This window comes from Microcoleus sp. Pol1C5, from assembly GCF_036701115.1.
In the GTDB taxonomy this organism is placed as follows: domain Bacteria; phylum Cyanobacteriota; class Cyanobacteriia; order Cyanobacteriales; family Microcoleaceae; genus Microcoleus.
In genome coordinates this window covers 111,022-123,860 of record NZ_JAUBQE010000010.1, presented here as the reverse complement: position 1 = coordinate 123,860, position 12,839 = coordinate 111,022, and the positions used below count along the sequence as shown (strand labels likewise).

Annotated in this window: 9 protein-coding genes; 5 read left to right on the top strand and 4 right to left on the bottom strand. The window is 46.1% G+C overall.

Annotated elements, in window-relative coordinates; genetic code table 11:
• The first annotated feature begins 151 nt into the window (after positions 1 to 151).
• On the top strand, positions 152 to 418 hold the full coding sequence (locus tag QUA23_RS08290) for a hypothetical protein (RefSeq protein ID WP_333075164.1): 267 nt from the start codon (positions 152 to 154) through the stop codon (positions 416 to 418).
• Positions 419 to 515: 97 nt separating this feature from the next.
• Positions 516 to 650: a hypothetical protein gene (locus QUA23_RS08285; RefSeq protein ID WP_333075163.1), complete on the top strand. Its 135-nt coding sequence runs from the start codon at positions 516 to 518 to the stop codon at positions 648 to 650.
• 54 nt (positions 651 to 704) lie between these two features.
• On the opposite strand, the gene QUA23_RS08280 is transcribed toward QUA23_RS08285, so the two are convergent.
• Positions 705 to 2,996, bottom strand: a complete 2,292-nt coding sequence (locus tag QUA23_RS08280; protein WP_333075161.1) for a tetratricopeptide repeat protein — start codon at positions 2,994 to 2,996, stop codon at positions 705 to 707.
• Positions 2,997 to 3,246: 250 nt separating this feature from the next.
• Here QUA23_RS08280 and QUA23_RS08275 point away from each other — a divergent pair, with 250 nt between their 5' ends.
• The 3 genes from QUA23_RS08275 (at position 3,247) to ileS (ending at position 8,291) form a co-directional block, all read left to right on the top strand.
• A complete protein-coding gene (locus QUA23_RS08275) occupies positions 3,247 to 3,657 on the top strand; it encodes an Npun_F0494 family protein (RefSeq protein WP_333075160.1) in 411 nt (136 codons plus the stop codon).
• Positions 3,658 to 3,869: 212 nt separating this feature from the next.
• Entirely contained in the window at positions 3,870 to 4,433 is a 564-nt protein-coding gene (locus tag QUA23_RS08270; protein WP_333075159.1) for a Uma2 family endonuclease, read from the top strand.
• 264 nt (positions 4,434 to 4,697) lie between these two features.
• Positions 4,698 to 8,291 carry an isoleucine--tRNA ligase gene (gene ileS / locus QUA23_RS08265; protein ID WP_333075157.1) on the top strand — a complete coding sequence of 1,198 codons (3,594 nt, stop codon included), beginning with the start codon at positions 4,698 to 4,700 and terminating at the stop codon, positions 8,289 to 8,291.
• A gap of 83 nt (positions 8,292 to 8,374) precedes the next feature.
• Here the strand turns inward: ileS and QUA23_RS08260 are convergent, their stop codons facing one another.
• From QUA23_RS08260 to QUA23_RS08250, 3 genes are all read right to left on the bottom strand, one after another.
• A complete protein-coding gene (locus tag QUA23_RS08260; RefSeq protein ID WP_333075156.1) occupies positions 8,375 to 8,563 on the bottom strand; it encodes a hypothetical protein in 189 nt (62 codons plus the stop codon).
• A gap of 192 nt (positions 8,564 to 8,755) precedes the next feature.
• Entirely contained in the window at positions 8,756 to 9,268 is a 513-nt protein-coding gene (locus QUA23_RS08255) for a dihydrofolate reductase family protein (RefSeq protein ID WP_333075154.1), read from the bottom strand.
• A gap of 66 nt (positions 9,269 to 9,334) precedes the next feature.
• A complete protein-coding gene (locus QUA23_RS08250; RefSeq protein WP_333093940.1) occupies positions 9,335 to 12,826 on the bottom strand; it encodes a leucine-rich repeat domain-containing protein in 3,492 nt (1,163 codons plus the stop codon).
• Between the last annotated feature and the right edge of the window lie 13 nt (positions 12,827 to 12,839).

The following is a 12,839-nucleotide window of genomic DNA, read 5'->3' as shown; positions in this document are numbered from 1 at the left end:
GTAAATTGATTGCTATATCCTAAGTATTCTATACCTTTCTGGGGTCCAGGTGTTTCTGCGGAGGTAATTATCAGATGGGCAATTTTGTGTTAAATTATTAGTGTGTTTTCAAAATTTGCTGATTCAATTAAACTTAATTAACCAATAAAATATGATTGATTTCTACACTGTAGTTTTCAGAAAAAGTGCTGAATATTTGGTCTATTTGTGTTTAGAAAATGGCTTGGTGGGGCAAGGCAATACTCCCGAACAATCTATTGATAAACTTAAACAAGCTATTGAGTCATTTTCCGAAGTATATGAATCAGAGTCTGATGTTTGTCTCAGGCCTCTTTCTATTAATGAATTACACGAAGCTCTGACTTTAGAAGATGCCGAAGCCTCAGACACTTATGAATTCAGGAAAGTTTATGCCTAAAAACCTTCCATTTTTAAAACCTAAAGCATTAATTAAGATTTAAGAACAAAACGGATGTCTGTTTTACCGAGAGGGGAAAGGAGATAATCGTTTGTATATGCGTGAAATTGAAGGCATAAAAAGGATTGTTCCGATTGATATCGGTGTAGGGGAAATGTCACCAGCTTATGTGTTGCGGATTTTCAGGCAATTTGGGTTTACCGATCTAGAAATTGAAGGGATGATTAGTTAAGTCAGCCTTCATTAGTCAGCGATTGACTCAGCAATTTTAATGTACAGCAATTGCCTAATCAATACCCCAATCTTTCAGTTGTTTTGTAACTGATTGGATCGGAAAAGCAAGAGCAGAACCATATCCATCTGGCTGTTGATTTTGTGTTTGAATGGTAGAACTAGATCCCCACACAAGGCCAACAACGCGATTTTGCTGGTCTAATACGGGACTCCCAGAATTACCGTGGGCTGAAATTGCAGACATTCGTAACTCTTTGTCAGTCTGGTTAATGACTTCTCCTGTTGCAACTGTCCAATCATCGGTGGTGTAGGGATACCCAATAATGCGGATAGGTTCATTGAGGGCAACAGGCGTTGAGGATCTGGCTAAAGGCTGAATATCTTTCGGAATGTCACTGACTTCCAGTAAAGCTAAATCCAGCTTGTCAGAGGCAGCAGTAATTTTAACAATCTTAGCGGATTTCCGCTTGCGTAATTCACCAGAATGCGGTTCGCTGTAAAATTCAACTTCAATTTTTTGCTCGCTCTGGGGCGTATTTTTGTCAGCCGTTGCCACATGGCGATTAGTAACAACCCACGCTTTATTTCCCTGTCGTTTTACCACCCAGCCAGTACCAGAATCTAATTCGGAAGAACTTTTAACAATAACTCGGACAACAGACCGCTTGAATAAAACTAAAGGTTCATCTTTTAAACTGGGCAATCGCTCTGGACTGGCCAACACTTGCGAATTTTTCCGCATAGTTAAAAGTCGCTCTGTCTCTTTGAACACTAATTTAGCGTCCATATAGTTTGGAGCTAATGCAATTGCCTTGTTGCAGACTTCAATTGCTTGCTCAAACTTCCCTTGTTGCTGTAAAGTCCAAGCTAAATTTTTGTGAAATTGGGCATTTTTTGGGTTGAGTTGAATCGCTTGTAAATAGGCTGCGGTCGCCTTCTCTAGTTTCCCCTGCTTGTGCAAACTCACGCCCAGGTAGTTATAGGCAGCATCACTTTTAGGATTGAGTTGAATCGCTTTTTGATAAATTGCGATCGCCTTGTCTGGTTTCCCTAAATCGTCCAGCGCAGAGCCTAGATACATATAACCATTGATATTTTTATCCTCCTCTGGTTCGAGTTCAATCACCTTTTCATAAGCGATTCGTGCCTCATCTAGCTTGTTTAGCTTGCTCAGAATATAGCCTATTCTTCTATAAAAAAAAGCACGATCTTTTTGAGATGGTTCGATTTCAATAGCCTTTCGGTAAGTGGTGACAGCTTCATTTAGTTTGTTCTGCTCATTCAACAAATTAGCTAGATTTGCATAACCAGCGGCGGCGGGATCTTTATCACCGATTTCTATCGCTTTTTGCCATGCAGCGATCGCTTCTTGCGGTTTTCCCACATCTTTCAGCGCATTGCCCAAATTAACGTAAACTCTAGCATATTTAGGGTAGATTTTTACTGCTTGGCGATAGGCTACGATCGCTTCGTCTAATCTCCCCTGCTGCTGTAAATCCCAACCTAAATCGCTGTAACCTTTGGCATCATTGGGATCTATCTGGATGGCTTGGCGATAAGCTGCGATCGCTTCCTCTTGTTTGCCTTGGTTGAACAGCGCATTACCCAGATTTTTATAAGCTTCGGCATAGTTTGGATATATTTGGATAGCTGTGCGGTAAGCTGCGATCGCCTCATCTAATTTCCCCTGTTGCTCTAAAGCCCAACCTAAACTGCTGTAAGCTTCGCCATAATTGGGATATATTTGGATGGCTTGGTGGTAAGCTGCGATCGCTTCCTTTTGCTTGCCTTGGTAGATTAGGGTATTACCCAAATTGTAGTAAGCTTCGGCATACTTCGGATCTATCTGGATGGCTTGGCGATAAGCTGCGATCGCTTCATCGAAGTTCCACTTATAATAAAGCCTATTGCCAAGTTCGTTGTAAGCCCAACTCCACTGAGGGAAAACTTTGATGGCTTGGCGGTAAGTTGCGATCGCTTCATCATATTTCCCCTGCTTAATCAGCGCTTTACCTAAATCTTGATAAATATAGTAATTTTTGGGGTCAAGTCGGATAGCTTGGCGGTAAGCTGGGATCGCCTCCTCAACTGTACCTTGCTGACTCAATTGCAAGCCGAGAATGTAGTAAAGGGTCGCCTCCCAAGGATTAGGTTGAATCGCTTCCCTCAAACTCTCTGTCGCTTCACCTTGTGCGTTTTGGCCACTCTGCACAATCCCTTGAACAATATAAGCAAACGACATGAGACGATTGGTAAGTAATGGCAGTGTCGCCGCCACGTATAACAATAAGAAAACTGAGGTTAACTTGGGCAAGAACTTTTTAGGCACTTTTGGTAAAGGCATAATCTTTCTTCATCTCTAACTTCGTTAAGCCTAGTCTACTTCCTCTTTCAATCTAGCCGCAAGGGTTTCTCTAAACCGGGCGATTGGAAATGCAGAAGCCTCACACAGTTATGAACTCAGAAAAGTTGATGCCTAAAAATATTTATTTCAGTTCAACGCCTGTCTGAATTTTTGTATACTTTTCACAACTCCACTTTGACTCTAAATCTGTAACAATAAAAAATATAGTACCTATTCAAAAGTTCTCTCAATGACTTTTATCCCATCCGAAGCGTTTAAATCTATTAGTTATCCCGATCGCACTGTCAAAAGAGCCGATCGCGCCGTTCGCTGTTCCCCTTTTCAATTACACTTCTTCCAGACCATCCGCGATAACAGTGTTTTCCTAACTGCGATCGCCTCAAATGCGGGTGTCGAAAGCGGCTACACCCGATCGCCCGTATCCGAACTCGTAGCCGAAAACTCCCTACTCTGGCTGATCCAAGTCGGCGTACTGCGGCGGGAAGTAGACGGACAAGGGATTACCGACAGTTTTCGCCTCACGCCCCTGGGCCGCCAACTCGTGGAAAAATGGGAACAGGAAGGACAGGGAGTGCCGGCCGCGTCATTGTGCGATCGCATGGGAAATGCCGTTAGCCGCGGGTTGGGACTATTTCTCTAACCGGAATGGCGGCTAATAAGTGGTTGAACCTTAAAATTTAAGCTTTTGGGCGGGCTAAGAGGGCCAACCCACAAGAGTTTGAAGAAATCCACCCCACAAGCAAATTTACTCTTTGTGGAACAGGCATCTTGCCTGTTCTTGAGAGATGTGAGTATAAATTAAATGCGCGATCGCTTAACTAATACAAATTAAATTTAAATCGACTAAAAACAATGGTTCAAACCGCTTCTAAACCTTTGAGTCTCGATGAATTTCTCCAACTGTCGGAAACCAAACCCGCCAGCGAATTCCTTGATGGTCAAATTATCCAGAAACCTATGCCCCAAGGAAAACACAGTACAATTCAAAGCGATTTGGGTGCTGACATTAACCGGGTACTCAAACCCCAACGCATCGGCCGCGCCTATCCAGAATTGCGCTGTACCTTTGGCGGTCGATCGACAGTACCCGATCTTGCAGTCTTTACCTGGGAACGCATTCCCCGCGACGAAAACGGCGAAGTAGCCAACACTTTCGCCCTCGCTCCCGACTGGACAATCGAAATTCTTTCCCCCGACCAAAGTCAAACTAAAGTCGTCCGCAACATTCTCCACAGTCTCGCCCACGGGACTCAGATGGGCTGGCTGATTGACCCGGAAGAAGAAGTGGTATTTGTCTATTTTGCCGATCGCACCATAGCAGTTTTTGAAGAAGGGGGCGATCGCATCCCGGTTCCAACCTTTGCCGAATCCTTTAATCTCACCGTCGGTGAAATGTTCAGTTGGCTGACTGAGTAGCGCCACCTCGATTTATGAATGATTTAACCGCAGAGGGCGCAGAGGGCGCGGAGGAGGGAGAAGAGAGCTCGCCCTACGGATTTGCTCCGATCAAATGTGCGGTCGATCGCTTATACTAAAATATCTGGTTGTCAGCTCTTCAATGACGAGAGATGACTAAAGTTGTCACTACAAACTTAATTATGATTATTTAACCGGACTTGATATCATCTTTCAAATAACCGCTAACTACTAACAACTAACTACATAAAACGTTTCTCAAAAATGGAAGCTAAATCTTACAAAGACACGGTAAACCTGCCCAAAACCAAGTTTGATATGCGCGCCAACGCCGTCAAACGGGAACCTGAATTGCAACAATTTTGGGCAGATCAAGAAATCTACGATCGCCTTTCGGAAAATAACCCAGGCGACTTGTTCATCCTGCACGACGGGCCCCCCTACGCCAACGGACAACTCCACATCGGCCACGCCCTCAACAAAATCCTCAAAGACTTTATCAACCGCTACCAAATGCTGCGCGGCAAAAAAGTCCGCTACGTGCCCGGTTGGGATTGTCATGGATTGCCGATCGAACTTAAAGTATTGCAAAACATGAAATCCGACGATCGGCTAAATCTTACCCCGATCGAACTCCGCCGCAAAGCCTCCTCCTTCGCGCAGCAAACAATGGAACAGCAGCGCGAATCCTTCCAGCGCTACGGCGTTTGGGGCGACTGGAAACACCCGTATTTAACCATGAAACCCGAATACGAAGCCGCTCAAATCGGCGTTTTCGGTCAAATGGTACTCAAAGGCTACATCTACCGCGGCTTCAAACCTGTTCACTGGAGCCCGAGCTCGAAAACAGCCCTCGCCGAAGCGGAATTGGAATATCCTGAAGGCCACACGTCGCGCAGCATCTACGTGGGCTTTCATGTGAAAAAATTGTCAAAATCCCTGCAAACGAAGCTCAAACGCTATATGCCGAGCCTCTGGGCGGCGATTTGGACGACTACCCCCTGGACGATTCCGGCAAACTTGGCGATCGCAGTTAATCCCGAATTGACTTATGCGGTGGTGGAACCGCCGGCAAATTCCCACATCGCACAACAATTTATGTTAGTAGCTGTCGATGCGGTCGATCGGCTGTCGGCAACTTTTAACACTGAATTAAAAATACTTGCCACCTTCAAAGGCAAAGAATTAGAAGGTTGTATTTACAAACACCCGCTGTTCGATCGCGAAAGTCCGATCGTTGCCGGCGGCGACTACATTACCGCTGATTCCGGGACGGGGTTGGTGCACACCGCGCCGGGACACGGACAAGAAGACTTTATCGTCGGAAAACGCTGCGGTTTGCCAGTTTTAACACCCGTAGATGAGAACGGAAATTTTACCGCAGAAGCCGGACAGTTTGTAGGTTTAAATGTCCTCGGAAATGGCAATGCCGCAGTGATTGATGCCCTTGCCGAAGCAAATAGTTTGATTAAAGAGGAAAGTTACGCTCACTCTTATCCTTACGATTGGCGCACGAAAAAGCCGACCATTTTTCGGGCGACGGAACAGTGGTTTGCCTCGGTTGAAGGGTTCCGAGATGAAGCCTTAAAAGCGATCGCCGATGTGAATTGGATTCCCGCCCAAGGGGAAAATCGGATTACTGCAATGGTGGGCGATAGATCGGATTGGTGTATTTCTCGCCAGCGGACTTGGGGCGTTCCGATTCCCGTATTCTACGACGAAGAAACCAACGAACCGCTGTTAAATGAAGAAACGATCGCCCACGTGCAAGCCCTTTTTGCCGAGAAGGGTTCCGATGCTTGGTGGGAATTGTCGATCGCCGAATTGCTGCCGGAATCTTACCGCAATAATGGCCGTACTTACCGCAAGGGTACAGACACGATGGATGTATGGTTTGACTCCGGTTCTTCTTGGGCCGCAGTTGCAAAAGGTCGATCGGAATTAAACTATCCTGCTGATATCTATTTGGAAGGTTCAGACCAACACCGCGGCTGGTTTCAATCGAGCTTGCTTACGAGTGTAGCAACTAACGGCGTCGCTCCTTACAAAACAGTTTTGACTCACGGTTTTGTGCTCGATGAAAAAGGCCGCAAGATGAGCAAATCTGAAGGCAATGTCGTCGATCCGGCAGCCGTAATTAAGGAATATGGAGCCGATGTTTTGCGGTTGTGGGTGTCTTCGGTAGACTACTCGGCAGACGTGCCTTTGGGCAAAAATATTCTGAAACAGCAATCGGATGTTTACCGCAAAATTCGCAATACAGCTAAGTTTTTGCTGGGTAATTTGCACGACTTCGATCCGGCAAAAGATGCCGTTGCTTACGAGGAATTGCCGGAACTCGATCGCTATATGCTGCACAGAATGGGCGAAGTTTTTGCGGAAGTCCAAGATGCTTTTGAAAGCTTCCAATTTTCCAGATTTTTCCAAACTGTGCAGAATTTCTGTACGGTGGATTTGTCTAATTTTTACTTGGATATTGCCAAAGACCGACTTTACATCAGCGCGACAGATACCAGTCGCCGCCGCAGTTGTCAGACGGTGATTGCAATTGCTGTGGAGAATTTAGCAAGGGCGATCGCACCTGTTTTGTGTCACATGGCTGAGGATATTTGGCAGTACCTTCCCTATCCGACTCCCTACAAGTCCGTGTTTGAAGCCGGCTGGGTGCAAATGGATACTTCATGGCACAATCCAGAATTGGCTAATCGCTGGCAGTATTTGCGACAAGTGCGCGGCGAAGTTAACAAGGTTTTGGAAAAAGCCCGGATGGAAAAGGCGATCGGTTCTTCTTTGGAAGCTAAGGTTTTATTGTACGTTCCCGATGTTGAGAAAAGAGAGCAATTGCAAGCTTTGAATCCCAGCAGCGAAGAATTAGTGGATTATGTGCGATCGCAAAATTCAGTCATCGAGTTAGCAGCAGAGGAGAAGGCAAAAGCAGCACAAGATCGACAGGAAGAACAAGCGGCAAAAGTTGCTAAAGTCTTGACAGAAAACACCATTCATATTGAAGCGGAAACGATCGCACAAAAGGGCGATCGATCTTCTGAGATCGTACAGTATTCTGTCCCTGAACCGTCGGCTTCAGATTCGCCGGCAATCTTAGATCAAGCCGCCCAGTTTGTAGCTAATTTGCCTGAATACGCGGGCAACTTTTTTACAGAATACCAACAAGCGCTGGTAACACTTGGGCTGTTAGCCTCTGTGTTAGTAACGGGCAGAGTAACGCTGGCGATTTTGGATACGATTAATCAGATTCCGGTGTTGGGAGGCTTATTGGAAGTCATCGGCATCTTATTTACAATCTGGTTTGCTTTCCGTCACTTGCTGTTTGCCGCCAACCGTCAACAACTGGGTCAAAAGATTGATTTTATGACAGCAGATGTGGTGGGCCGGACAAGCGGGCTTGTGCTTGCAGAAACAAAGGCGATCGTACTCGCACCGCCACTAGAGACAGCGCTTGTGCTTGTAGAAGAAACACAGGCGATCGTACAAACAGCCCCAGCCGAAAAAGTGTTTGTAGAAACACCCCAAATCCCGCAAGCAGAATTAGTTGCGATCGAACCCAAACCTGAAATTCCTGCTTCCATAGCTGCAGGGCACGATTCTACAATGACCGGCAAGGGTGTAGACGAACTGCGGTATTTGTTCATTACTTCGGAAGTGGAACTGGTAGAATCGAATGCAATCCTGCAAGAATTGCCGTACAGTTATCAGTCTCCTGAGTTGGCGATTGGTGTAGTGAAAGCAGACGGGGAAAAGTGCGATCGCTGCTGGAATTACTCGACTCATGTCAGCGAGTCGATCAAACATCCGCTAATTTGCGAACGCTGCGTGTCAGCAGTAGACGGCAAATTCTAACGTAGGCTGCGCTTCGGGAAAAATTCTTGAGTTTGTGGTTGCCACATTCACCCCGAAGCGCACCCTACAATAACTTCATTTACTTATTTCTGATTAAAAAAACGGCAGACGATTTCACCAGGGTTGTTTTGTCTAAATGCCAAAACTGTTCCATCTTTCTTCACTGTAGTGCGATCGCGGCAATTGTAGACTTCTAGAGGCTGTTTCACTCCATCAACACTCAGAATTACCCTGTATTCCCAATAATTTTTCGCACTGCGTTTGATATCCACAATGCAAATCTCGCTTCCTTGATAATTGCGGCATACAGATGCCTCAGCAGGAAGCGCAACCCACAAAAAAGATATGAATAACAACAAGCAGCAAACACATTTCCTCATCAGCCAAATTACTAACTTTTATCTTACGTTTTTTGATAATCAAGTGACAGTATTTTGCAAGCGACTTAGCAATTGCGATCGCCCTCAAGTGGCGACATCATAAGATAGCTGAACCATACCCGAACTATATGTCTGACATCCAGTTAACTGCAAAGCTGTAGTATTTATGGGATTAACAAATAAAGGGATTCCCTCGCCTAAAATAAGCGGATGAACCGAGAGAATCACTTCGTTGACAAAGTTTTGATTCAGGAAATCGCGAATCAGCAGAGAACCTCCCACCAACCAAATATTTTTGCCGTCAAGCAATCGCAAATCATTGACAAAATTTCCTAAATCTGTTACCACTTCGACATCCGAAGTGGCTTGAAAATCTAGATTTTTCGTAAAAACATAACTCTTTTTTTCCTGGTACGGATACTCGCCAAAAGTTAGAACTTGTTCGTAAGTTTTCCGACCCATGAGAACCGTATCGATGCTATCTAAGAATTTACTATAACCGTAATTTTGGTCGGTAAACAGCCAGTCAATATCGCCGTTCGATCGCGCGATATAACCGTCCAAACTAGATGCAATGTATAGTACAATTTTTCGCATGGCAACACCGAGGTTTTTGGGGCTATTGGGGCGACGAGCGCCCCAGTCACCTTAATTTTAAATGATTTAGTGTCCTGACGGTAGGTGGAGTTCGATACCCACTTTTTGACCTAGGTCGATCGCCGTATTAGCAAAATCAGTCACGCCTGCGATGCCAACTCCGATCGCAGTACCCGCCGCTACAAGAGCTGTTAAGCTTTTCTTTAATCGAGTTTTATTCCATTGGTTTTCCGGTTTCTTGATTTCGGTTTCGACATCTTCAATATCGATAATTATCCCCTCGCGGATGTCTTCGGGAAACTGATCGGCGGTTTCACGCATCGAGGAAATCAGTTTTAAAAGTTCGGCGGTATTGGTGTTATTGTTTTGCACGGATTGATTGCCAGCAACTTCGGCACTGTTCGACGAACCGCCGATATTGCCGGAGAAGTTAGCACCTTGAAAAGCACCTTGAAAGTTGTTGGTTTCAGAAGAATTTTGAGTCATTTTTGCTTCGGCTTTATTAATAATTGGTCTAGTAACAGCTAGTTTAGCGATATCTACAAGGTCGTCATATTCTCTTCCGTATTTTCCCATTTCTCGATCGCCCATTTGGTTTCTGCGCCGAAGTTCGATCGACTCATAGCCATCCAGCAACTGCCGCAAATCGAGTTTGAGTTTGAGTTTGCCGACGCGCACTGTATTCTCGCCCATATCCTCCAGCCCTAGTAATTCATCATAATCCAGCGGATCGGCATCGGGATAATCGGGAACCGGCACCCATTGACTGATTTCCAGATTGGCAAAAGAATTGTGGATTTTGGTAAACGTATCGCGAATCATGCTGAGGAAAGAACGCCGCGTCGATTCCCGCCCGGTAACGGCAATAAAGATTTTCTTATCTTCCGGGTCAGATTTGATCCGGGCGATGTTGTACACCTCAGCGCCTTCGGTGTACTCAAGCATAACCCCCGTGCGCCAGTGGGTGCGGTTGTGGATTTTCTCGTGCATGAGGACGATGAAGCGCGAGAGGATGCTGTCGGGGAGGATGCGGTAGTGATATTGAAATTCCAGCGTTTCGCCTTGGAGTTCGGTGTTTTGCGGTTGTTCTTTGGGCAAGATGCCGGGGATGAGGAAAGTCGGCGCGGGACAATCGCTGACGGGGAAGCAGAGTTCAAATTCGCCCATCAACCCGGTGAGGCAGTGGTAGCGGTGGCTGGGATATTTATTTGAGTCGAGGATGCGGCTGAGGTCGGCGTAGGTGAGAATGCCTTTGGTTTTGACTTTGAGTGCGTCGTCGCTGAGGAGGGCATAGATGCCTTCTGTCACCCAGTGGGGATTGAGGATGTTGGTGGATTGCAGGATCGGGTGTTCGCGGAAGTTGAGGACAATGCCCAGGTTGTGCAGCAGTCCGATCAGTTGGGTTTGGTCGGTTTCTTCAAAGATGTTTTCTTTGGCGCAAATGGTGGCGTATTCGCTGATGCTGATGATGTCTTTGTCGAGGTTTTCCAGGCGCTGCTTGACTTGGAACCAGCTTAGCGGCAAAAGATCGTAGACTTCTTTGAGTTCGGAGATTTCCGTGTGGATGGCGCTGCGGAGTTCCTCGATGCCGGTTCCGCTTTGGCAGGAAGTTTCGATAATCGCTTTGATGTTGGGATATTTGTCGCGCAAGGCTTTGCGGTTGAGATCCAGGGGTTGTTCGTCGCACTTGTTGCCGACGAGGATGACGGGGGATGCGTCGCCGAAGCTTTCGATCAGTTTCAGCCAGTATTCGAGGCGGTTTTCGTCTTCGCTGGTGCGGCAGTTGCACACGAGGAGGTAGAGGCTGCGTTTGGTAAGGAAAAATTGGTGGGTGGCGTGGTAGATTTCTTGTCCGCCGAAGTCCCAGACGTTGAGTTTGACTGGTTTGGTATTGACTGTAATTTTCCAGTCTGTGATGTTGAGTCCGTCGGTTTGGGGCTCGTTGGGGTTGTATTTGTTGTGGATGAGGCGGTTGATCAGGCAGGTTTTGCCGACGCTGCCTTGCCCGACGAGGAGGACTTTGGCTTCGTTGAGGGGCAGAACTTCGCCACTGCGGAGTTGGCGGAGGTAGTTGAAGATGTCAGCGGGAGTACCGGGGGCTTCTTTGTCGCCGAGAACTTCTGGAGAAATGGGCAGGGGATTGTGGCGGAGGTTGAGTTTTTCAAGTTTTGGCAGTGTTTCCAAACTTTCAGGAATCTTTTCAATCTGATTGTTAAAGAGGCCAAGTTCTGTCAGATTCGACAGTTTGCCGATCTCCTCTGGGATTTGGGTAATCTGATTGTTACTGAGAAGAAGCCGTGTCAGATTCGACAGTTTGCCGATGACTTCTGGGATGGATGTAATCTGATTGTCACTGAGAAGAAGCCATGTCAGATTCGATAGTTTGCCGATGACTTCTGGGATGGATGTAATCTGATTGTCACTGAGAAGAAGCCATGTCAGATTCGACAGTTTGCCGATGACTTCTGGGATGAATCTAATCTGATTATTATAGAGGTCAATGTGTGTCAGATTCGACAGTTTCCCGATGACTTCTGGGATGGATGTAATCTGATTGTCACTGAGAAGAAGCCATGTCAGATTCGACAGTTGGTCGATGACTTCTGGGATGAATGTAATCTGATTGTTAGTCAGGTGAAGATATGTCAGATTCGACAGTTGGCCGATGACTTCTGGGATGGATGTAATCTGATTATTACTGAGGTAAAGGTGTGTCAAATTCGACAGTTGGCCGATGACTTCTGGGATGAATGTAATCTGATTGTAACTGAGGTCAAGCTGTGTCAAATTCGACAGTTGAGCGATGGCTTCTGGGATGGATGTAATCTGATTTTCACTGAGAAAAAGCTGTGTCAGATTCGACAGTTGGTCGATGATTTCTGGGATGGATGTAATCTGATTTTCACTGAGGTCAAGCTGTGTCAAATTCGACAGTTGAGCGATGACTTCTGGGATGGATGTAATCTGATTGGCACCGAGATCAAGCTGTGTCAGATTCGACAGTTGAGCGATGACTTCTGGGATGGATGTAATCTGATTGGCACCAAGATCAAACTGTGTCAGATTCGACAGTTGAGCGATGACTTCTGGGATGGATGTAATCTGATTTCTACTGAGGAAAAGCCCTCTCAGATTCAACAGTTTTCCGATGACTTCTGGGATGTATGTAATCTGATTGTTAAAGAGGTAAAGCTCTGTCAGGTTCGACAGTTTTCCGATGACTTCTGGGATGTATGTAATCTGATTGTTACTGAGGTCAAGCTGTGTCAGATTCGACAGTTTTCCGATCGCATCTGGGATGGAGGTAATCTCATTGTTACTGAGGTTAAGTATTTTTAAGTTGGTTAATTGAAGAACAGCATCAGGAAACTCAGTTAGCTTATTCCCAAGCAATTCCTCTTTCTCCTCATCCCACTTCCCCAACACCAACGTCTCAAGCTGCGTGCACTTGTCAATCTCCGGCGGCAACTCCTCCAACCCCAGCCCCGACAAATTCAGTTGGGTCAATTTTTCCTCGGCTGCTCGGTCAATTCGCCGCACTGCTTCCTCTCGCGTCATGCCCTTTGTCTCT

What these genes read in the sequence shown, in the direction of transcription:
- QUA23_RS08290 (WP_333075164.1), top strand. Translation starts at nt 152, where the DNA reads ATGATTGATTTCTACACTGTAGTTTTCAGAAAAAGTGCTGAATATTTG.
- QUA23_RS08275 (WP_333075160.1), top strand. Translation starts at nt 3,247, where the DNA reads ATGACTTTTATCCCATCCGAAGCGTTTAAATCTATTAGTTATCCCGAT.
- QUA23_RS08255 (WP_333075154.1), bottom strand. Translation starts at nt 9,268, where the DNA reads ATGCGAAAAATTGTACTATACATTGCATCTAGTTTGGACGGTTATATC.
- QUA23_RS08270 (WP_333075159.1), top strand. Translation starts at nt 3,870, where the DNA reads ATGGTTCAAACCGCTTCTAAACCTTTGAGTCTCGATGAATTTCTCCAA.
- ileS (WP_333075157.1), top strand. Translation starts at nt 4,698, where the DNA reads ATGGAAGCTAAATCTTACAAAGACACGGTAAACCTGCCCAAAACCAAG.
- QUA23_RS08250 (WP_333093940.1), bottom strand. Translation starts at nt 12,826, where the DNA reads ATGACGCGAGAGGAAGCAGTGCGGCGAATTGACCGAGCAGCCGAGGAA.
- QUA23_RS08285 (WP_333075163.1), top strand. Translation starts at nt 516, where the DNA reads ATGCGTGAAATTGAAGGCATAAAAAGGATTGTTCCGATTGATATCGGT.
- QUA23_RS08280 (WP_333075161.1), bottom strand. Translation starts at nt 2,996, where the DNA reads ATGCCTTTACCAAAAGTGCCTAAAAAGTTCTTGCCCAAGTTAACCTCA.